Raw genomic sequence first — 24,678 nt, forward strand, 5'->3', positions numbered from 1 at the left:
AAAGCTAAAAGATACAATCTCCTACGCAATCACCTTAAAAGTTAACGACTTATGCTATATTTTATATACCAAATTGTTAATTTTTAAATATATATTTTTTATATCTAAAATTATAAATATACAAATTAACTATCATATCAGTAAAAGTTGTAGCAGAAAACATTAGCTATAAAGGTGGTGTTATAAGCAAACACATAGAAAAAGAAAAAATGAAATATTAGTTTGGAGGGAACATTGAAATTAAGCCGTAGAATTTAATCTTTGTGGAATTGAACTTGCGTAAAGAAGTTGTATTGAAGAGTAAGCGACTTTTACAACTTTAGCAAGTTCAATGAAACAAAGATATAAATTCTAGGCAAAAATTTCACAGTTCCCGGAAAATAAATATTTCATTTTTTCGCTTCCACGTGGTGCGCAATATTATTCAATTTATTTTCTGGCTTTTTCTACACGCAATTTTTTTCCTTTTATAGTTGAGTTTTTAAGTCCTTCAATTACTTTATTACCTTTACCATTTAGGATATCTATATAAGAAACAGTATCTTGTACGTCTATTATTCCTATATCTTCTGCAGTTATTCCTTCTATTCTAGATATAGCCCCTACAAAATCTCCCGCTCTTAACTTCTTCTTTTTCCCACCATTAAGATATATCTTAGTTATATTTTGGTTTATAACTTTAGCTTTTTCCTTTTTAACCTTTGGCTTTGATTTTAAAGATTTTATTGCTTGCTCTCTTTTTTCCTTACTTACCTCAGCAATTTCTGCTACAGCTGGAATTTTAAATCCTATGTATTCTTGTATCATATCTAAAAGCTTATCTTCATATTGATTAACAAAAGAAATTGCTTTTCCTTTTGCTCCTGCTCTACCTGTTCTTCCTATACGATGAACATAATCTTCTTTCTCAACAGGCAAATCATAATTAATTACATGAGTAATTCCTTCTACATCAATTCCTCTTGCTGCAACATCTGTAGCTACTAATATTTTAAAATTACCTTTTTTAAATTTATCCATAACTTCAAGTCTATCTTTTTGAAGCATACCACCATGAATTTTATTTACGGAGTACCCTTTTTTATTTAGGTTATCAAAAACTTTATCAACATTTTCTTTTGTTTTACAGAAAATAACTGCTGTTTCTGGAACTTCGCTTATTAAAATTTTACCTAAATTATCTAATTTATAAAACTCCTCAAATCTATATAACTCATGATTTATATTATCTGTTATTAGCTTTTGTGCCTTAATTTCAATATTACTAGGATTATTCATATATACCTTACATAATCCTAATATTTCTTCTGGAATAGTTGCAGAAAATAGCATTGTTTGTCTATTTTTATTTAATGTATTTATTATATGTCTCACTTGATCTATGAAGCCCATATTAAGCATTTCATCAGCTTCATCTATTACTAAATATTTTATATTTGAAATGTCTAATGTTCCTCTATCAATATGATCAAATACTCTACCTGGAGTTCCAACTACAATATGAGTTTTTTGCTTTAACTCTCTTACTTGATCTGAAAATGGTTGCTTTCCAAATACTGAAACAGCTTTTATTCTTTTAAATCTACCTATATTAGTTAATTCCTCTTTAACTTGAATTGCAAGTTCTCTAGTTGGCGTTAAAATTAAGGCTTGTGGTTTACTATCCTCCCAAAGTATTCTTTCACATAATGGTATTCCAAATGCAGCTGTCTTTCCACTTCCTGTTTGTGATTTAACTACAACATCCTTTCCAGTTAATATTTCAGGTATAACCTTACTTTGAACATCAGAAGGCTTACTATAACCTATACCCTCTAAAGCTTTTATTATCTCATTACTTAAATTATATTTCTTAAATGTATTATCCAATATATTTCCCTCATTTTTATTAAATTTATTATTGTTCATTTAATAAGTATAACCTATATTTATGTTAAGTAAATAACTTTTCATTATTAAAAACTTAAAGTCATTCATATAATAAAAAAAGCAAAAGGCGATTGAAATTATTAATCTTAATTTCAATTTTCTCCTTTTGCTATTTTTTATTTACTTTAAGCCTTTAAGAATTCTTCAACATTTAATAATTTTTTAAACTCATCTAATCCAACTCTATCTATGTAGTTTCCTAGTCTTTCTCTTCCTTGACCGTTTTCTGCATATATATCAATTACTTTTTCAACAACATCGAAAATTCTTTCATCTGGAATATTCATAGCGATTCTATCCCCTAATCTAGGAATAACTCCACCTCTTCCTCCAAGATAAAGAATCCATCCTTTTGGTCCACCTATTAAACCAATATCTCTAGTATGGCTATCAGCACAACTATTTGGACATCCACTAACTCCTATTTTTAATTTATTAGGAAGATTTCTTCCATGGAATGCACCATCTAATTTTGAGCCTATTGCTACAGAATCTTGTAAACCTTTCTTACAGAAAGTTGTTCCTGGACATATCTTTACACTTCTTACACATAGACCTATAGCCGCTCCTGGCTTCATTCCTAAATCAGCCCATGCATTATCAATATCTTCTTCCTTTAAGCCAACAATAGCAATTCTTTGAGCTCCAGTTACCTTTACAGCTGATGCATTATACTTTTCTGCAACATCTGCAATATCTCTAAGTTGCTTCGGTGTTATAAGTCCTCCTGTTAAATGTGGTGCTATAGCATATGTTTCCATATCTCTTTGTACTACAGCTCCTTTATCTAATAAATCTTTCATACTTAATTCTCCTCTCAAATAACGTAATATTAATTTTGAATAGCAATATTATTATTTATAAAATATATATAAATAATATACATTTATATATTAAATTGCAAAATTTTTTTATGTGGTAATAAATTCAAATGACAAGTTTAGATTAAATTTCGTTAAATATTCTATAAGAACATATACTATACATTCTTATTAAAAGTATTATTTAAAATTCTAAACTTGTCACTCTCACAATTAAATTTATTTAAATCTTTTTTAATAAACTATTACTGTTTCTTACTTTTCTTAACCATAAAATATCCTGCAACTATTACAACAGCAGCGACCAACAATACCATTACAGCTGAAGTTCCCCCTGTCTGTGGTAATTTACCACTATTAGATGAACTTCCTACATTATTGGAATTATTACTTGAAGTACTATTGTCACTATTCGAAGAATTTGTTTTTAAGTTATTCATTGCAGTCTTTAAATCTTCTTGTGCCTTTTCTATTTCCTTTTCTGTTGCATTTTCATCAGCAATTACTTTCTTTGCATTTTCTAATGACTTTTCAACCTCTCTAAAACTCGCTACTGTATATTGACTTGAATCTAAACTTTCAACTCTATTGATTAAATCTTCTAAAACATCTTTACTAGGTTTTAATCTTAATTGTAAATACACTCTTAGTAGGTTATTATAAGAAATATCTAATTCTTCTTGTAATTCATTTTCATTTTCTAACACATTAATAGCTTTTACAAGTTCATCTTGTAGGTTTTTCCAAGTTGATTTTATATATTGTGCCTCTTTATCACTTAATCCATTAATCATATTAATTAAATTCTGAAGAGTTTCCTTGCTTACATTGTCCTTAACTAAACTATCTATCGCTTCTTTTAATTTTTCCTAAAGCATTATCAATTTCAGCTAATTTAAACCTCACCCCCATAATGTAAGTGTTGTTATTAGTATTAGTATCAAAGTTACCATAAGCATTTAAGAAGAATGTACCATCGCTCATAACTACATTACCTGCATATCCACAGTCACCAGCCTTAGCTGAGTTAGTATAGTCTTTCCCTAGTCTGATTCTATATTCACCATCTTCACCATTCATTAAATCTTCATAAGTTCCAACCCAACTAATCCAATCTCCTGCCAGCCAATCATTATCTGATGTACTTCCATCAAGATTAGTATCTAGCTTAATTTCTCTAAAACTTATTAATAGTCTGCCACTTATTGGGTCATAAACAGCCTTATGTCTTTCCCCATTTAATGATCCTTGCACCTCTCTTGGTCTACTCCATGTTTCACCTTCATCATCTGAATAGAAAATAGTTGAAGTATGTTTATGAGATTGACTTCTTGCAAGTGCGACTATGCGATTTCCATCTGGTGATCTAAACATACCTACTTCACAAATTTGATAAGTAGATTCTAAATTTCTATAATCACTTAAATATGGAACTGGGTCTGACCATTGTTCATTACCATTTTCATCAAATGTTAGATAAGTTTTATAGTTAACATAACCATAATCATGAAATACTCCCATCCACTTATCAATATAATTTCCATCTTCATCTTTTAATTGGATTAAACTTGCCATTGCAACAATTGTTTTAATTCCAGTATTCCACTCTTTATAATCTCCCCAAGTTTCACCATTATCATTTGATATTGATGTCTTAAAGCCTGTAAATGAACTTCCATGCCATGCGGGTCCACCTGAAATAGACATTAATTTTTGAGTTCCATCTGTAAAATTAAGCTTGTATATTGTAGGGGTTTCCTCTGAATTCTTCCAAGTTTCATTAACTGGAACTCTTTTTTCCCATGTTAATCCACCATCAGTACTCTTACTTAATAGTGCTTCTCCAAAGCCATGGCCTTTAGGATAAACAGTTAATAAAGTTTTATCATCATCTAATAAAATAGTATCTGGTTGACCAAGGTATTGACCATCTTCTCTATCTATTACAATTTGATCTTCTGCTGGTATTTCATAAGTTTCTAATGTGTTTTGATAATTTATTTTTTTATTAACACGAATATCAACTCTTTCAGAATATTCCCCAGCTTCATTTGAAACAGTAATATAAGTATCACCATAAGCAATACCTGTTACTACTCCACTTTCATTTACTGTTGCAATATTTGTATCAGCACTTGTAAATATTATATTATCATCATCTTTATCACTAATTAAATCAGCAATAATTTGAACTGTTTCATTGATATTAACCTCTTTATAATTACTGTCAATATTTAATCCATTTACAGCCTTAGATTCTATTACCTCTTCAGCAGTTAAAGCCCTATTATATACTTTAATTTCATCTACAGCTCCAACAAAACCACGACCACCAATAAAGTTTAATGGTGCTTTCATTGGATTACTTTTAGTATATTCATTTGTATTTCCTATCTTTTCTCCATTTACATATAAAGATAATCCTTCTGATTTTGAATTGGTGTATGCAACATGAACCCATTGATTTTTTGCTATTTCTGTTGGGAAACTCAATGTACCTTGATTAACATGTACTCCCGGCATTGCTGAATTAACACCAACACCTACAGCTAAATCAACTGATACAGAATCTTTTTCTGACGAACCTGTTGCTTCTCTACCATCCCACATAACTGAAGCTGTACCATCTTCGTTACCTCTATTTACCCAAAAAGCTATTGTCCAATTTTCTGGTAAATTTGCAGGGTCTTCAATTTCAACATTATCAGTTCCTACATCAAATTTTAATGCATTTCCTGATTTTCCTTCTACAACTTCTGCACCATTTATTTTTCCACTATATAAAGAACTATCACTCCAGGAGTTATTGATAACGTTATCTTCTATACTATCAAAACTGTAGTAAGCAACTTGTGCATCTTTCTCTATAGAAGCTTTATTAACAGTTAAGTTTATAGTTGATTTTTTTGAAGAATCTTGTACTGATGTAGCTATAATTTTAGCTGTACCTACTTTAATGCCTGTAACTATACCTTCATTATTAACAGTTGCAACATCTGTATTACTTGATGTCCATACTACATTTTTATTTAATGCATTTTTTGGTAATACTGTAACAGCTAATTCTAAACTTTCTCCTGCTTTTATACTTGTATCTCCATTATTAATTTCAACAGAGTCAATTGTATTTACTCCACTCTTCTTTAATTCAATATATTTTTCAGTTATATTTTTAATCTCAGCCTTAATTGCCGCCATATCTTTTGGAATCATAGCTCTCGTTTCATCAGTAGCATATTTTGCTCCACCATGATCACCAATGCCATTTTTAACTCCAGCATAATTTAATTTAACTGTAGATAATAGATTATCTATATCAGCCTTTAATGATGGTATTTCTCTTTGCATCATATATAACTTATTTACATCTCTTATACCTTCAGCCATTTTTTCTAATCTTACTGAACTCTTAGATGTTATATTTTCCGACTCCTTTTCATCTGGGTATATTAAGAAAGTATCTCCAGCTTCAAATGCCCAGTGAGTTGTATCTCTAAGTGGATCTTTAACCCAAGCATCAAATGCCCATCTCATATATCCTGTTGCCCCTTGCGCTGCTGTAAACATCATTGTCCAATAACTTTCCCCTGGCATACTAAGTGCTAAAGAATTTGGGAAATGTTCTGTACAAGTATATATTGTTGTTTTATATTCTTTTTCAGAATTGTTTCTTTCACTAACAAAGTTTTTATAATCAGCTAAGCTTCCTTTTGCTGCTGTTGAACCAACACTTAAATCATCAACTCTATCAGTTATATGCTTGTAACTAGTGCTAAAGTGATCCATTGCAGCTGCTTTTTTAAGAACTTTATCATGTCTATTTTTAACCTTATCTATAACATCAAAAGCCTTTTCCATGTTTTGTCTTTCGTCAATCCCTATATAAGTATCATCAAACCATCCTTTTTCATCTAAATGCTCAACTAAGCTATTTAAGAATTGTAGCCAAACTTCTTCATATCTATCACTTCCTGCTGATAAATTTTCAACTTTAGTAGTTTGAGTTTCTTCATCGTAATACTTAACATTGTTTCCCCACGGAATCATGCTATAGCATACTATTTTATCTCCAATTCCTAGATCTTTGTTAAATTGAACCCATTTATCAAAATCCGTATAATCAAAAGTAAATGTTCCATCTACTTTTCTAGTCCACTTAATCATTGATGGATATCTAATTTCATTTTCGCTATAAGTTTCTCCACCCCATGCTTCTTCAACAATTGAAGCTGTAATAGCATGACCACCTAATTCTTTATACTTCAACATATGAGGTGTTAAAATAGCTAAATGCTCTTCTGAAAATGGTTCTACTCCATAATATTCTGCTGAACTATATGGATATTGCCATGCTTCAAAATCAAATTCATATTCAGTACTATCTGGCATTGTTACATCTAAAACCTCTAATGAATAATTAAATGTCATATTATCAACACCATCTGCAGTTACTGTTATAACCCCTTCATAAACTCCTGGAACTGTATTTTCTGGAACATTAATTTCAACCCATATCGGTTGAAGAGAGTTAAATTCAACATCTACTGGTCCATCTGTATATAATATATCTGGAACAGTAACTTTTTCACTATCATCACTTGGAGTATTTTCTGGACCATCACTTGGACTATTATATCCTGCATCTCCAATATAAGCCTTTGTTTCTTTTAAGAATGTAGTTATAATATTTTCAGATGGTATTACATTTTCTTCTGAAGTAAAGTCACTAGCTGAAACATTAACATTTTTTAAAGTTCCTTCCTTTGATGCAACAACTATTTCTGATATAGCCTTGTCAGCCTTCCAAGCATATAATGATTCACTTGTAGTTCCTAAAGTTAAAACTTCATCATATCTATCTTGGGTATAATGAGAGTTAGTATCTACTATAGTACCATGTATTGAAGCATTTGCTTCAGCAACAGTTACTGCAATACTATCACTTACATTAAATTCTTCTGATGTAGCTGTAATAGTAGCCGAACCTTTTGAAACTGCTGTGATTATACCATCTTCTGAAACTGTTACTATATCTTCATCACTACTAGAGTAAGTTATATTATCTGCAGTTGCATGGCTTGGTGTAACTGATATATCCAATTGTTTTTTAGCACCTTCTACTAAATTAATATCTTCTCCTAATTCAATGCTAGTAACCTGATATCTTTCATGAAGTATTTCAACCCTATCTACTTGAATAACAGCTTGAGAATGAGATGAGTCTGAATTTTCTCCAGTTGCTTCTACTTTTAAAGTATATCTCCCTTCTTTTAATCCTCCCCATGCATATAAAGGAGATGTATTAGCTGTTCTTGCATCAACTATAACTTCACTACCAGGTACAAGTACTCCCTCTGAATCAAATAGTGAATATTTACTCTTTCCATTTTGAGGTGTTTTATTTCCATAAACCTCTATCCTATTACCTATGAAATCAACAGTATAGTACTTTTGTTCAGGATTTGCTTCACCATTATTTAAAACATTATAATGCTCTGAAGAGCTACCTGAACCTCCTGAAACCCATCCATCTCCGAAGTAAGTAAAGTAATTTGTTTCCCCTGTTGTTTTAGTATCATCAATTACTGTTTTGATACTTGCTTTTGTGTCATTTGCATAAGCTGTTAAAGAATTACTTGGAATACAGTTAAATATAAATATAAAAGCTATAGCCATTATATTCAATTTAAACCACCTTTTACTTTTCATCTTTTCCCCCTGCTTCTAAAAATTTAAATAAAAAAGGAGTTAATGAAACTAAAAAATTCTATTAACTCCGTTTTATTTTACTATTATAGATTATATTTATTTATATTCAGTTTTTACCATTTCATTTAATATATAATCTAATTTACTACTTTTTATTTCAATAATATTTTCTTTTACTTCAAATCTAACAGTTTCAATACTATCAACAATTGAATTAATTGCATTTCTGAATTCAACAATATTAAGTCCTATGGCTTCTTTTCTTCCATATCCAATATCATATTTATGAATATTAGCATCATCCTTGTTACCAAAAATATTAAGCACACCACTTCTATCTACCGCTAATATATTTTTACCATTATTATCTTTTTCATCACTTTCAATTGCATATACAAGCTGTTTATGGAACTTCATCATAGTAAATAATATCATTAATTCATATTGATTCTTTTCTAAAAAGTTTTCTTCTCCCTTATTAACTAAATAAGTATTTAATAAATCATAAGGTACCATAACCATAGTACATTTACCTTCATCTATAGAAAATTGATAAACTCCATTAAATATTCCAAACTTTATAACTTTAATTAACTCTTCCCCTTTAAGTTTCATTATATATTCAGTTTCATCTTTTATAATTCCAAAATGTTTTACAAAATTTTGTGCAAATTCCTTTTCTGAAAAAAACCACATACATGGTAATTTTTTATGATTTAATGCACATAATGGTCTAGCTTTATTTTCCTTAACTTCTTCAACTGTTGCACTTCTAGAGGCTATTACATAAACCTCATCTAAGTTTAAAAATTCATTTAAAACCTCTTCATATTTTTTTCTAAAACCTTTAGCATCACTTCTTGGAGTTTTTAAAAATTCTTGCATCAAATCTTGGTATCTCTTAGCTGTTACTATATTCATAATTTACCTTTCTTTTCTTTTTAAATGTTTACATATAAATTATACAACAACTATATACTTAATTTCAATAAATTTATATATAAATGTTTATTGTATATTTAATATCATAATTAAGAAAAATTCCTTTAAATCTCCATAATAATTGGTATTATTGTAGGACGCCTCTTAGTAGTTTCATAAATATAATTTTCAACAATCTTTTTAATATTTCCCTTTAATACATACCATTCAATAACTCCCATACGCAAACATCTTTCTAGCTCACTTACAGATAATTCTTTTACCTTATTTATAAGAGCCTCTGACTCCTTAATATATACAAATCCTCTTGTTATTACATCAGGTCCAGAAACAATACTTAAAGTATCTCTTTCTATTGCAACAACAATAGTTAACATTCCATCTTGAGCTAAATGCCTTCTATCACGTAATACAATATTTCCAACATCACCGACACCTAAACCATCAACAAATATTGCTCCTGTTCTAACTTTACCTTCTTTTCTACATTGATCCTTTGTAAGCTCTAAAACATTTCCTGTCTCTAATACGAATATATTGTTCTTTTTCATTCCTAGTTTTTCTGCTAAATAACCATGATGCTTTAAATGTCTATACTCTCCATGAACAGGCATGAAATACTTAGGGCTAACTAATGTATGTATAAGCTTTAACTCCTCTTGATATGCATGGCCTGATACATGTACATCTTCTAAATCCTCATATATTACATCTGCTCCTTTTCTAAATAACTGATTTATAACTCTTGATATCAATTTATCATTCCCAGGTATTGGTGATGCAGAAATTATAAAGGTATCATTAGGCTCTATATTTATTTTTCTATGATTTGAAAATGCTATTCTTGCCAATGATGCCATAGGCTCTCCTTGACTTCCTGTTGTTATTAATGTTATTTTATCATTTTCATAATTTTTTAAATCATCAATGCTAATAATCTCACTATTTGGTATATGTAGATATCCTAATTCCATAGCAACTTTAGAGATATTTTCCATACTTCTACCATTAAAAACAACTTTTCTATTACTTTTAAAAGATGCATCAACTATCTGCTGCATTCTATGTATATTAGATGCAAAAGTAGCAACTATAACTCTTCCCCTTGCATTACTAATAACTCTATCTAATGTTAATCCAATACTTTTTTCTGACAAAGAATGGCCTCGCCTCTCAATATTGGTGCTATCAGCCATTAATAAAGCTACCCCCTCTTTTCCTAGATTAGATATTCTTTGTAAGTCCATCTTTTGTCCATCTATAGGAGTATAATCAATCTTAAAGTCACCTGTATGAAGTATTATTCCCACTGGTGTAAATATAGCTAAACTGCATGAATCTGCAATACTATGAGTATTTCTTATAAACTCTACTTTAAGCTTCCTAAAGGAAACTACATCACCTGGTTCAACATTATTTAATTTTGCTTCTGATAAAATATTATGTTCTTCAAGCTTTGTTTTAATAATACCGATAGTTAACTTAGTTCCATAAAGAGGTACATTAATCTCTTTTAATACATAAGGTAATGCCCCTATATGATCTTCGTGTCCATGTGTCAAAAAAATACCTTTAATCTTTTCCACATTATTTTTTAAATAAGTAATATCTGGAATTATCAAATCAACACCATACATTTCTTCATCTGGAAACGCTATTCCACAATCAATAACAACAATTTCATCATCACATTCTATAACAGTAATATTTTTTCCTATTTCCCCTAATCCGCCAAGAGGTATTATTTTAACTTTTTCTTCACTCATCAAAACAATTATTCCTTTCATAAATATCTAATGTATCTACACTTATTATTCCTAGACAGGTTATTAGTTATTCTATAAATTCTAAGTAATAATATTATTTAAATAATTTCTTTAATAATATTTATTTTAGCTTTAGTTATTATTATAGAAAGTTTTATATCTATAATAAGTTAATAAAGGATAAAGTAAGCATTCAACTTATTTTATCCTTCTTAATATTTAATTTATTTTTATTTCACATTAACTAAACCTTTAAAACTTGTCCTGCATATATTAAATTCGGATTTGAAATATCATTTAATTCAACTAAATCAGCAACTGTAGTTCCAAACCTTAATGCTATTCCACTTAAAGTATCTCCATACTTAACTACATAAGTTGTTGTACCTCTTCCTCCTTGTGCTGATACCCCTGATGCTCCAATCTTTAATATTTGACCTGGATATATTAAATTGGGATTTGATATTCCATTTATTCTAGCCAAATATTGTACTGTAGTTCCAAATCTTGCTGCTATTCCACTTAATGTATTTCCAGACTTAACTACATAAGTTGTTTGATATTGATTAGATGATGCTCCACTTTTAACTGAATTAGAAACAGGAAGTTTTAATACTTCTCCAATATATAGCAAATTAGGATTTGATATATCATTTAATTGAACTAACTCTTGTACAGTTGTACCAAATCTTGCAGCTATCCCACTTAAAGTGTCTCCTGATTGTACTACATAGGTAGTGCTGAAATTATTATTCCCTCTTTGAACTTTATTATTTCCATATATCTTTAAAACTTGTCCTACATATATTAAATTAGGGTTTGTTATATTATTTAATTGAGCCAATGCTTGAACTGTAGTTCCAAATCTTGCTGCTATTCCACTTAATGTATTTCCTGCTTGAACTACATAATATTTAACTGAGCCACTTTGTGATTCTTGATTTCTATCTCCTGGAATACTTACCTTACTGTCTAACAATATTTCACTATTAAAAGTATCTAAATCACAATTTCCATTTACACCTGGTACATATCCAGTATCTGAATATTGCCATCCTGCATAACTACTTCCCCATATTGGGTTGCTTTCTGGCGAACTACTTCCATACTCTGCTATCCATAATGGGTAATTTTCTAATCCATATCCAGGTGCAATATTATTATTTGCAAAGCTTGCATAAGTGTATAAAGCAACTTTTAATCCACTATTTGCTTCAACAGCCTCCAAAAATTCATTTGCAATACTAGATAATTCTCCAGCTCCATAACCACCTGATTCCTCTAAATCTAATACTAGTCTACAGTCACTTGTCATTCCACTTATAGCATTAGTAAAATATCTTGCTTGTTCCGATGCAGAAACTGATGGACTAAAAAAATGATAAAACCCTATCAATAATCCATTACTAGATGCTCCATCATAAAACTCTTGAAGATATGGATCTGTATAAAAATTCCCTTCTGTTGCTTCAATATAAACTATTTGTACTCCACTATTCTTTACTTCTAAAAAATTTACGCTCCCTTGCCAATTACTAATATCTATACCTCTATAGGTTGCCATTCTTACTTACTCCTTTTCATAATATTTTCCATATACTTTATTATTATTCACCTATAAAAGGAATAGTGAGTACTTTTTATTAATTATAAAATTACATAAAAATAAGAGACTATTACACTTGATATTGTAATAATCTCTTTACTCTATTTATTAATTATTGTAGAAAAGACTTTCTGAAGCATACTCTGCATCACATGTTACGTCTATTCCAAGCTTTCTTAATGTTTGTTCATCACTTGTTGGTAAGATTGTAGTTGAATGAACTTGACAATTCTTAAGCATTGCTAATTTTTCCATTGCCACTTGAGCTATTGGATTAGTGGCAGCTGAAATACTTAATGCAATTAAAACTTCTTCGCAATTTAATGATACTTTTTGATTTGTTAATGTCTTAGTTTTTAAATCTAAAATAGGCTCTAAAATCACTGGTGAAATTAAATGCATATCATCAGCTATATTAGCTAAGTACTTTATTGAGTTTAGTAATGCTGCTGCTGATGCATCTAAAAGTTCTGAACCTTTTCCTGTAAGAATAGTACCGTCATTTAGCTCAATTGCAACAGCTGTACAAATACTACTATTTTCCTCTTTTAATCTAGCCGCACGTTCTCTTGCTGGAAGCACAACTTTTCTATCTTCCTCTTTTAAATTAACTTGATCCATTATAAGTTTAGAATGTTCAAAAGTATCTTTATCTACATATCCTTTTTTATATTCACAACCTGTTTTAAAATATCTTCTTATTATTTCTTGTTTTGAAGCTTCTTTAACAACCTCATCATCAACTATACCAAAACCAACCCTATTAACACCCATGTCTGTTGGTGATTTATAAATTGATTCTTTTCCAGTAATCTTTTCTATAATTCTCTTCAGTACTGGGAAAGTTTCTAAATCTCTATTATAGTTAACTGCAGTTTCTCCATAAGCCTCTAAATGGAAGTAATCTATCATATTAACATCTTTTAAGTCAACTGTTGCAGCTTCATAAGCTATATTTAATGGATGTTTTAGTGGAACATTCCATACTGGGAATGTTTCAAACTTAGAATATCCAGCAACATTTCCTCTTTTATTTTCATGATATAATTGGCTTAAGCATGTAGCTAACTTACCACTTCCTGGTCCTGGTGCAGTAACAACTACTATTGGTTTACTTGTTTCGATATATGGATTCTTTCCATACCCCTCTTCACTAACTATAGTATCAACATCTGTTGGATACCCTTTAGTAGCTCTATGCTTATAAACTTTTATTCCACGTCTTTCTAATTTATTTATGAAAACAGTCGTTGAAGGTTGATCATCATATCTAGTTATTACAACTGAATTAACTTCTAGATCATAGCTTCTTAAATCATCAATAAGTCTTAAAACGTCCATATCATAAGTAATTCCGAAGTCGCCTCTTATCTTATTTCTTTCTATATCTCCTGCATAAACACAGATAACTACTTCTACATTTTCTTTTAATTTATGTAATAATTTAATTTTTGCATTTTCATCAAACCCTGGTAAAACTCTTTTTGCATGTAAATCAAATAAAAGTTTTCCACCAAATTCTAAATATAATTTATCGTAGTTATTAACTCTTTCTAATATATATTTTGATTGTTCCTCTAAATATTTTTCATGGTCAAATCCTATTTTCATATTTCCACTCCTAATTTTATAGTTTTTTTTTAGCATGAACCTTTTATTAAACTGAAAATATCCATACTATTGCAACTACTAACAATAAGTTTTAACTTACTATTATTTAGGCACAAAATCTATAATATTATTACACAAAATTTTGATAAAGTAAATCATAAAATACGAATTCTTTGTTAATTTTTATTCTTATAGTTCATCAAATAGCACGCACCTCCGGGGTCAATCCAATATTTGGATTGACCCCGGAGGTGCTTACATTTTTTTACTTCGAAACATTACCTGCTACATTTAGTACATCCCAAGTTCTTGAGAATGGTGGTGAATAACAAAGATCTAACATTCCTAATTGATCTGTTGTCATCTTTGCATAAATGCATGCTGCTAAAACATTACATCTTTGAACAGCATCCTTATATCCAGCTACTTGTCCTCCATATATAACTTTAGTGTGTGCATCATAAATAAGCTTAACATAAATTCTTTCTCTACCTGGATAATAGCTAGTTTGATTCATATCGGTTATGAACTTAGTCTTATAATCAAATCCTAACTCCTTAACTTCCTTCTCTGATAACCCAGTTCTAGCTGCTTCCATATTCATAACTTTGATACAACTTGATGCCATAGAGCCTTGGAATGAATTATTTTGTCCTGCTAAATTTTCTCCAACTATTCTTCCAAGCTTATTAGCTCCAGTTGCAAGTGGAACATAGGCTTCTTTTCCTGTAATTAAGTTATTTATAGTTGCACAATCTCCAGCTGAATATACATCTTCTACTGATGTTCTTCCATAGCTATCAACTACTATTGCTCCATTTCTAAGCATTTTTATTTCATCAGATTTTAAGAAATCAGTATTTGGTTTTACACCTGTTGCCAGTATAACTATATCTGCATCAATTTCTCTTTTATTAGTTTTAACTTTAGAAACTTTTCCATCTCCTATAAGTTCAACTACAGTTTCTGATAATAAAAGATTAACTCCACTTTCTCTTAATTCTTCTTCTAAAAGATCAGTTATATCCTTATCAAACACTTCTTGAAGAACTCTATCTTGAAGTTGAATAATAGTAACTTCTTTACCCCTATGCTTAGCAGCTTCAACAGCTTCAAGTCCTATAAAACCAGCACCTATAATAGCAACTTTTTTATACTCATCATTTGCCATTAACTCTCTTAACTTATTACCATCATCCATCGATTTTAATGTAACTACATTTTCTAAATGAATATTCTTAATTGGTGGAATTATTGCTCTTGCACCACTAGCTATCATTAACTTATCATAGCTTTCTTCTAATATTTCATCTGTAATAAGATTTTTAACCTTTAATTTTTTATTAGAAAAATTTACATCTATAACTTCATGCTCAGTATGTATTTCTACTCCAGACTCCCTAAACTCTTCGGGAGTTCTTGCTATCATTTCTCTTGAATCATCAAAGAAATCTCCAACATAATATGGTAGTCCACAAGCTCCAAAAGATACAATATCACCTTTTTCATATACTACAACGTCATCTTTTGGTGAAAGTCTCTTAAACTTAGCTGCAGCACTCATTCCAGCTGCTATACCACCGATGATTATAACTTTCATCTAAAACACCATCCTCTTCTATAATTGAAATATCAATTATTTATGATTAATTATTTATCTTATGTTTATATAAAAATAAAACATTTTTTAAATACTATTTATTATTATAAATGAAATTTCAAAAAATAATAATATAAAATAATCTTTTTTCATTATTTATATCCTTAAAATATATAATTACGAGTATATTATAACATTTTATTATACAACTTTTTTAAATTTATATTCTTTTTACTTTCTATTGGTCATAAAATAATTATGTAACAATACTATAGAGAGGTTGAAAATGATTGATAAAGCTTCATTATTTCCTTTATTACTTTCCACAATAGCAGGATTATCAACTGTTTTAGGTGCAGTTATTATTTTCTTTAGTAAAACTAGAAATGAAAAATTTCTTACCTTCTCCTTAGGTTTTTCTGCTGGTGTTATGATAACAGTCTCCTTTACAGATTTATTTCCTACAGCTCAAGAAGCAATTTCTAAATATCATGGAAAAGTTAATGGTATCATATGGTCAATTTTATTCTTATTAATAGGAGCATTAATGGCTTATTTAATTGATATATTTATTCCTGAAGAGGAAAAAGGAACTATTCCAAAATGTAACAATAATTTTGATATTTTTAGAGTTGGTTTAGTATCAACTATAGCTCTTATGATACATAATTTTCCCGAAGGTATTGCGACTTTCGTCTCTGGATATCAAGATGCTTCATTAGGAATTGCTGTAACTTTAGCTATAGCTCTTCATAACATCCCTGAAGGTATTGCTATTGCTATGCCAATCTACTTTGCTACAAAAAGTAGATTTAAAGCTATTAAATATTCTTTTCTTTCCGGAATGGCTGAGCCCTTAGGTGCATTAATAGCCTTCCTATGTTTAAAGCCATTTATTAATGAACTTATACTTGGAATAATTTTTGCTGTAGTTTGTGGAATAATGATTTATATATCATTAGACGAACTTATCCCTTCATCTAGAAAATATGGATATACACGTCTTTCTGTTGCATCTATATTTTTAGGAATAAGCATAATGCCTATCACTCATTTATTTGTTTAAAATTTTAATATTTAACATAAAATTTACGTATATTTTTTGTATTTTTTAATTACCATATTAATATATTTTATTTTATCGGAGTGATTATATGATCTTATTGCCAGCTATAACATTAATCGGAATTGTATATACCTTAATTGAAATTACTTATAATTTTATAAACGATATAACAATTCCCTAAATTTTAAAGAGAGCTAATGTATTAAATACAACAGCTCTCTTTTAATTTATTTACTTTGTTATTTTTATAAACATTTCATTACTTGTCTAAATATTAAATGCTCTTAATATTTCTTGAGGATCAATAGTAGTTTTCAATGATTCTAATACTTCAATATTGCCTAAGGAAGAAGCTATATTGGATAATATTTCTAAATGATCACTTCCTTTAGCTGCTACTGCTATTATTAAGTATGCTATTTGACCTCCAAAATTTATTCCATTTGGATACTGAAGAATTACTATCCCAGTTTCTTTTACTTCCCTTTTGCCACTCTCATTTCCATGTGGAATGGCAATTCCCATACCTATATATGTAGATATTGTATTTTCTCTTTCAAACATAGAATCAATATATTCATAATTTACATATCCTTTTTTAAACAATAATTCTCCAGCTCGAACTATTGCTTCTTCTTTAGATTCACTTGATAATCCTAATATTATATTGCTTGACTCTAATATTTGAGTTTTTTGTATACCATTTAAATTTTCTACATTTTCTTTTTTAAACTTATGATATAATTTTTCGTATAAACTGTCTAGTTTCTTATCATCTAAGAAATTTTCTATAAATATAAATTGATGTTTATTAAGATAATTTGTTACACTTGACAATAACCCTTCATGTGTAATAACTATATCCGCATCATCAGGTATTTTTTCTACCGATGAATTAACTATATCTATCCCTAAGTTTAAATCCTTAATCTTATTCTTAAATTTTGTAGCACCCATTGCACTTGATCCCATTCCTACATCACATGCAAACACTATCTTTTTAATGTTCTCTAAATTTACATCTACATTTACTTCTTTTATATCCCCATTTTTATTATCCTTTTCGTTTATTTTTATCATTTCTCTTTTAAAAAATAATGATGAAGCAATAAATGAAACTATTACTCCAACTAATACTCCCAATAAGTTTCCAATAATATCATCTTTTGAAGATAACATTATTATGGAGAATATACTACCTGGCGAAGCTGTCGCTATTAATCCTGAATTAAATGTAAGAAATACTACAATAGATGCAATACTCCCAAGGATAGATGCAATTATTAGAATTGGATTTATTAATATGTATGGAAAATATATTTCATGTATTCCACCTAAAAGTTGAATAATAGCTGCACTAGGTGCTGATTCCTTCATAGCCCCCTTACTATATACCCAATATGCTAATATTACACCTAATCCTGGACCTGGATTCGCTTCTAACAAATATAATGTAGATTCTCCAATTTTATTTACTTGATCTATTGCAACTACATCTATTATTCCATGATTTATTCCATTGTTTAAGAATAATACTTTTATTGGCTCTATAAAAACAGCTAAAATCGGTAATAATGATCTATATATAAAAAATTCTACACTCTGATTTATTAGCTGTGAAACTATTACAATACAAGGACCTACTATAAATAATCCCATAATTGCTAGTATTAAACCTATAATTGCAATAGAAAAATTATTAACTAGCATTTCAAATCCTACTGGAATTTTCTCTTTTATTAATTTATCAAATCTTTTGATGACATATCCTGAAATTGGACCAATAATCATTGCTCCTATCAACATTGGAATGTTAGCGCCTACTATTACTCCTATTGTAGCTATTGATGCTACTATTCCACCTCTCAATCCTCCAATAACTTTACCACCTGTATACCCTACTAATATAGGTAATAAATATTTTATTATTGGATCTATTAATGCTGCTATTCTTTCATTAGGATACCACCCTGTAGGCATAAATATAGCAGTTGCAAGCCCCCAGGCTATAAATACCCCTACATTTGGTATAATTATACTACTTAAAAACTTCCCAATATTCTGTACTCTCTCTTTAATCAATTACCCGTCCCCCACTCTAATATCTTTTGCTACTTATATACTAATTTTATTATTATATTTATATTACATCAATTATTTTAGAATTATATATACTATTTATTTACACTTTTAAATTGTTACATAATAACAACACCAAAAGTAAACTAATAAAAAGAGTACTTTTGGTGCCATTAAATTTAGAGATTAAATTTTGAGTTTTTAGTGTTTATATAGAAATATTATGCTCCAATTAAATTCTTAACTTCATCATAATATTTTTCTATCTTATCTAGTACATCCGTGTCTTCTGATATTTTTGATATCTCTGCTATAGATTCTCTTATACCTTTTTCTTTAATTAGACTTTGTAGTTCTCTACTTTGTGCATCTTCTTTATTATCATAATGAAGTGCAGCTCCTACTCCTAATAATAAACTATCTGTTTCTATATTGAAACCTCTTGCTGTTATTAAAGGTTTAATTAATCTATCATTTTCATTTAATTTTCTTAAAGGCTCTCTACCAACTCTAGCAACATCATCTTTTAAATATGGATTTTTAAATCTACCTATTATCTTATCAATATATTTAAGATGTGCTTCTTCATCAAAGTTATATTTAGCTATTAATCCTTGTCCGCTTTCTGTCATAGCCTTCTTAACAAAATCATATATAACTTCATCTTTTATACTTTCATCTATTGTGCTATATCCCTTTAAATATCCAAAGTATGCTGTTATAGCATGTCCAGTGTTTAATGTAAATAGCTTTCTTTCTATATAAGCCATTAAATTATCAGCTAAATTCATACCTTCAATTTGTGGTATTGAACCCTTAAAGGCATTTTCTTCAACATTCCATTCATAAAATCTTTCAACAACTACATCTAGAATATTTTCACTTTGAACTGGTGGTACAATTCTATCAACTGAACAATTAGGGAAACCTACAAATTCTTCTAAGTATTGTACTTCTTCTTCATTTAAATATTTCTTAACTTCTTCTTCTAACTGTGAGCTAGCTTTTATAGCATTTTCACAAGCTATTATATTTAAGAATGATTTTAGTCCTGCTTCTTTTCTTAATTGTATTCCTTTTGCTATTGTTGGTGCTATTCTTGGTAATACTACTGGGCCTACTGCTGTTGTTATTATTTCAGATTCAACAATTTCTTTTAATATATCATCACTAGTTGATATAACACCACTTATATTTTCTATTTTCTCTTCTGTACATTCTACATCCATAACATGTATAGTATAGAACTTATCCTCATTTATCTTTTCTATTATTTCTTTATTTACATCTGCAAATACTACATGATATCCAGCCTTTGAAAGTAATGCTCCTATAAAACCTCTACCTATGTTTCCAGCTCCAAATTGAATTGCTTTTTTCATATTTAATTCCCCCTATACTATTTATTAAATGTACCTAATATATCAGATTTATTTTTTGTATTTTTAAGTTTTTGAACTAAACTTTCATCTTCTAATGAAGTTGCTATATTAGATAAAATTTCAAGGTGATCGTCTCCAACTCCAGCTATACCTATTACTAAGTAAGCTAATTCATCTCCAAACATAACTCCATTTGGATATTGAAGAACTACTATTCCAGACTCTTTAACTTCCTTCTTAGCTTCTCCAACTCCATGAGGAATAGCTATACCCATTCCTATATAAGTAGATACAATCTTTTCTCTTTCAAGCATTGCATCAACATATTCATTATTTACATAACCTTCTTTAGCTAAAAGCTCTCCTGCTTTAGTTATAGCCTCTTCTTTAGTAACACTTTCTAATCCTAAAACTATATTACTTTCTTTTAATATTGAGCTTTCTTTTGCTTTTACTGTCTCTGTAGCAGATACCTCTTCGATTGTTATAGCTTCTTCTTTTGCTTCAACTCCATTAGCTCTTTCTTTTAAGCTCTTATATAGCTCGTCTAACTTTGGATCTTGTAAGAAGTTTTCTATAAATACATGGTCAGCTTGTGGTGAATTTTTCTTAGCTCTTTCAACTAACTTAACATGGCTAACAACTATATCTGCATCATTTGGAATAGTATCTACTGATGAATTTGCTACAGTTATATTTAATCCTAAATTCTTTATTCTATTTCTGAATTTTGTTGCTCCCATTGCACTTGATCCCATACCAGCATCACATGCAAATATAATCTTATTTATAGTATTTCTTTCAACTACTGATAAATTTACTTCAACATCTTCATTATTTTCAGTTTCATCATTAATTCCTTTAGCTGCCCTTCTAACTAATGGAGCCGCAACTACAAATGAAACTACTGTTGAGACTACAATCCCTAATAATACTGGTAATAATCCACCCTTTGGTGCTAAGGCTAAAATTGCAAGTACACTTCCTGGTGATGGTGTTGCTACTAATCCTGCTTTAAATATTGAGAATACTAATATTCCTGCTGCACTACCAACGATTGGTGCTAATATTAATACTGGATTCATTAATACATATGGGAAGTAAATTTCATGAATACCACCTAATGCATGAATTATAGCTGCACCTGGAGCTGATTGTTTCATTGCTCCTTTACTATACATACAATATGCTAATAATATTCCTAGTCCTGGTCCTGGGTTAGCTTCTAATAAATACATTATAGATTTACCCATCTCTTTAGTTTGTTCTATTCCTATTGGTCCTATTATTCCATGATTAATTGCATTATTTAAGAATAATACTTTTGCTGGTTCTATAAATATTGATACTAAAGGAAGTAACCCCTTACTTATAATTATTTCAACACCTGCTTTAAGAGTTCCAGTTACGATAACAACTACTGGGCCAACTGCATAAAATCCAAAAATCGCAAGTAACATACCTAAAATTCCTACTGAGAAATTGTTAACTAACATCTCAAATCCAGCTGGAATTTTTCCTTCAACTGCTTGGTCAAACTTTTTAATAACGTATCCAGCCAATGGCCCCATTATCATGGCACCAATGAACATTGGAATATCTGCTCCAACTATAACCCCTGTTGTAGCAACTGCAGCTATAACACCACCTCTTGCTCCACCAACAACTCTACCTCCAGTAAAACCTACTAATAAAGGTAATAAATATTTAAGCATTGGATCTACCATTGACCCTAACTGTTCATTAGGGAACCACCCTGCTGGTATAAATAATGCTGTTATAAATCCCCATGCTATAAACGCTCCTATATTTGGCATTACCATTCCACTTAAGAATTTACCAAACTTTTGTACTTTCTCCTTCATAATATATCTATCCCTCCATTATTTCTTTCAATTGTCTTCTATAAAAGTCACTTAAAACAATTTCTAAGCTCTTTTTTAAATTACTTTCATTATCTTCTTTAATTACTTTTCTAAAACTTTCTTTTTCTATTATTTCACTACTAATATGTCCCATAATATCTATTTGCATTTGAGTAGTATTTTCTGGTATTAACGAAACTATTGCATAATCAATCTTCTTTTCCTCTTCTATAAAAGTATTATTTAATCTTAATACACCAAATTTACATCCAAAAACATTTTCATTTCTACAATGTAAAAACATCATATCAAAAGAACTTATATAAGTACTTGAAATACCTTCTCTTTCTATTAATGACTTTTCAATACTTTCTGCTTGCTCAGCATTTTCAGCAAAAATCTTACTAGCTTCTTTTATAATAGACTTGGTAGAATCTATTGATTCTAATTCTTTTACCTTAACATTTTCTAATATTTTTATAATATCTGCTCCTAAACTAGTAATTGATTCTATTTTTTCCTTGTTACATCTTGACTCTTTGTTTTTCAAAACCTTATGTACCCTATCTTTGGATAACCTATGTATAAAATCTTTAAGTATAATCTTATCTCTCTCTAAAAATATTGGATTTACGCATACATATTTATAATCTACTTCCAAATCAATATTTGTTATTATGAAATCAATTCCTTGTCTTTTTAAGTTATCAATATCTATGTTTATAGCTGATATAGTTCCTTTTATATCTAGGTTATCAAATTCTTTTTTTACATTTGCAGCTAAAAGTCTTGATGTTCCTATTCCAGTTGGACACGCTATTACTACTGAAAATCTTTCGTTTTTTATATTTTCTTCTAGAGCAGCTGCAATATGAATTGCAACATATGCTACCTCTGATTCAGGAATTTTATCTATATTAGTTATTTTCTTTAAAATCTCGCAAGCTTTTTCACAAGATTTATATACATCACTATATTGTTCCTTTATCTTATCTAATAGCGGGTTTCTTATATTTAGCTTCATAGTAAGTCTACTTACTGCTGGTACTAAATGATTTAATAAATCTGTACTTAACTTTTTACGATTTTTAATTTCCACACCAAAATCTTTTTCAACCTCTAATATTATATAGTTAACAATTTGCTTAATATCTAAGTTATCTAAATTAATATCATTTTCAACTTTACTTAACCTAAGTTTTGCTCCCTTTAAATGCATTGTTATATACCCAATTTCATCTTTTGGAATTTGTATATCAAAACTTTTTTCTAAGTCTCTTGATATTTTTTCTCCCAAAGAAAATTCTGGTGAAAACTGCAATTCATTAAGTGCATCTTTATCCATTACTATTTTTTCATTATTTTTTATTCTTTGAACAGCTAAAGATAAATGTACAACTAGTCCTATATAAGCGCTATCTGACATTTTAAATTCATATTGATTTTCTAAGTCAGAAAGTATACTTTCTATATCTTTAATTATTGATTTATCAATAAACTTTAACAGTCTATTTTCTATAGATAGCTCTATCATATCTTTGTTTCTATTACTTCCCAATGAATCTTTTAATAAGCTAATCATTTCTTTTTCTTCTAAAGTGTCATACAACATATTTGATAATGCTTTTCTATAATTTTTCTCTTCACCTTCTAGATAAATTCCTAACCCTTGTTTTCTAACAAGCTTTATATTAAAGCCTGTTAACCATTCTTCTATACTATCTAAATCATTGCTTAATGTTCCTTCTGATACTTTTAAGATAGAAGTGAAGTAAAATAACTTTAGTGGCTCTTTGTTTATTAATAATTCTCCTAGTATAATTCTTTGTCTTTCTTCTTTACTATAATCTTTTTCTACATTTTCAATCTCTAGAAGTTCCAATATTAATTGTTGATTTTCTAAGTTTTCATCTATTATTAATCCAACACCAGGTTTCTTAATAAAGTTAAAACCATTTTCATCTAACCACTTTTCAATTTTAGGTATTTCTCTTAATACCGTTCTTGAACTTATATTTAATTTTTCAGCTATTGTTGAAACAGTTATAGGATTTTTAATAGTTGATTTAGTTAAAATTTTTATTATTTCTTTTTGTCTAGACATTAATTTGCTCTTTCTCATAACTATCTCCCATTAGTGACATTTTTAAATATCAACTACTTACAAGTTTATTTTATATTTTTTATTCGTTTACATCAATTGAATCATATACTACTAATGTCCTTAATACTTAGTGACAAATTTAAATAGTTAATGACATAATTACAATTTTATGTACCTATACCAATATTTATTGTTTAC

The 24,678-nt window shown here is 29.1% G+C and carries 14 protein-coding genes; 1 reads left to right on the plus strand and 13 read right to left on the minus strand.

The annotated features are described in order from the left end of the window. Positions 1 to 429 precede the first annotated feature (429 nt). The 9 genes from Q0Y03_RS10290 to Q0Y03_RS10330 all read right to left on the minus strand — a co-directional run bounded on the left by Q0Y03_RS10290 (position 430) and on the right by Q0Y03_RS10330 (position 15,984). A complete protein-coding gene (locus Q0Y03_RS10290; protein ID WP_297713733.1) occupies positions 430 to 1,869 on the minus strand; it encodes a DEAD/DEAH box helicase in 1,440 nt (479 codons plus the stop codon). A 185-nt stretch (positions 1,870 to 2,054) separates the two neighbouring features. Continuing rightward, positions 2,055 to 2,732 (minus strand): NAD(P)/FAD-dependent oxidoreductase, encoded by a 678-nt coding sequence (locus Q0Y03_RS10295; protein ID WP_297713735.1) that lies wholly within the window; start codon positions 2,730 to 2,732, stop codon positions 2,055 to 2,057. A 263-nt stretch (positions 2,733 to 2,995) separates the two neighbouring features. Then, the gene (locus Q0Y03_RS10300) at positions 2,996 to 3,544 is read right to left on the minus strand and encodes an LPXTG cell wall anchor domain-containing protein (protein WP_297713736.1); all 549 of its coding nucleotides are present in this window, start codon (positions 3,542 to 3,544) and stop codon (positions 2,996 to 2,998) included. A gap of 49 nt (positions 3,545 to 3,593) precedes the next feature. Further along, positions 3,594 to 8,459 (minus strand): glycoside hydrolase domain-containing protein, encoded by a 4,866-nt coding sequence (locus Q0Y03_RS10305; protein ID WP_297713737.1) that lies wholly within the window; start codon positions 8,457 to 8,459, stop codon positions 3,594 to 3,596. Between the two features lie 96 nt (positions 8,460 to 8,555). Further along, on the minus strand, positions 8,556 to 9,380 hold the full coding sequence (locus Q0Y03_RS10310) for a hypothetical protein (RefSeq protein WP_297713738.1): 825 nt from the start codon (positions 9,378 to 9,380) through the stop codon (positions 8,556 to 8,558). 125 nt (positions 9,381 to 9,505) lie between these two features. Further along, on the minus strand, positions 9,506 to 11,170 hold the full coding sequence (locus Q0Y03_RS10315) for a ribonuclease J (RefSeq protein ID WP_297713761.1): 1,665 nt from the start codon (positions 11,168 to 11,170) through the stop codon (positions 9,506 to 9,508). A gap of 241 nt (positions 11,171 to 11,411) precedes the next feature. Further along, on the minus strand, positions 11,412 to 12,731 hold the full coding sequence (locus Q0Y03_RS10320) for a LysM peptidoglycan-binding domain-containing protein (RefSeq protein ID WP_297713739.1): 1,320 nt from the start codon (positions 12,729 to 12,731) through the stop codon (positions 11,412 to 11,414). Between the two features lie 150 nt (positions 12,732 to 12,881). Continuing rightward, positions 12,882 to 14,384: a DUF1846 domain-containing protein gene (locus Q0Y03_RS10325; protein ID WP_297713740.1), complete on the minus strand. Its 1,503-nt coding sequence runs from the start codon at positions 14,382 to 14,384 to the stop codon at positions 12,882 to 12,884. Between the two features lie 265 nt (positions 14,385 to 14,649). Further along, a complete protein-coding gene (locus Q0Y03_RS10330) occupies positions 14,650 to 15,984 on the minus strand; it encodes a CoA-disulfide reductase (RefSeq protein ID WP_297713741.1) in 1,335 nt (444 codons plus the stop codon). Between the two features lie 286 nt (positions 15,985 to 16,270). Here Q0Y03_RS10330 and zupT point away from each other — a divergent pair, with 286 nt between their 5' ends. Next, positions 16,271 to 17,050 (plus strand): zinc transporter ZupT, encoded by a 780-nt coding sequence (gene zupT, locus Q0Y03_RS10335; RefSeq protein WP_297713742.1) that lies wholly within the window; start codon positions 16,271 to 16,273, stop codon positions 17,048 to 17,050. Between the two features lie 267 nt (positions 17,051 to 17,317). Here the strand turns inward: zupT and Q0Y03_RS10340 are convergent, their stop codons facing one another. The 4 genes from Q0Y03_RS10340 to Q0Y03_RS10355 all read right to left on the minus strand — a co-directional run bounded on the left by Q0Y03_RS10340 (position 17,318) and on the right by Q0Y03_RS10355 (position 24,498). Beyond that, positions 17,318 to 19,132 carry a PTS mannitol transporter subunit IICBA gene (locus tag Q0Y03_RS10340; protein ID WP_297713744.1) on the minus strand — a complete coding sequence of 605 codons (1,815 nt, stop codon included), beginning with the start codon at positions 19,130 to 19,132 and terminating at the stop codon, positions 17,318 to 17,320. A 218-nt stretch (positions 19,133 to 19,350) separates the two neighbouring features. Beyond that, complete coding sequence (locus tag Q0Y03_RS10345) at positions 19,351 to 20,511, minus strand: mannitol-1-phosphate 5-dehydrogenase (RefSeq protein ID WP_297713745.1); 1,161 nt, start codon at positions 20,509 to 20,511, stop codon at positions 19,351 to 19,353. Positions 20,512 to 20,528: 17 nt separating this feature from the next. Next, entirely contained in the window at positions 20,529 to 22,376 is a 1,848-nt protein-coding gene (locus Q0Y03_RS10350) for a PTS mannitol transporter subunit IICBA (RefSeq protein WP_297713746.1), read from the minus strand. A gap of 7 nt (positions 22,377 to 22,383) precedes the next feature. Further along, a complete protein-coding gene (locus Q0Y03_RS10355) occupies positions 22,384 to 24,498 on the minus strand; it encodes a BglG family transcription antiterminator (protein WP_297713747.1) in 2,115 nt (704 codons plus the stop codon). Between the last annotated feature and the right edge of the window lie 180 nt (positions 24,499 to 24,678).

It is taken from the genome of Clostridium sp. (genome assembly GCF_026168755.1).
Lineage (GTDB): Bacteria > Bacillota > Clostridia > Clostridiales > Clostridiaceae > Clostridium.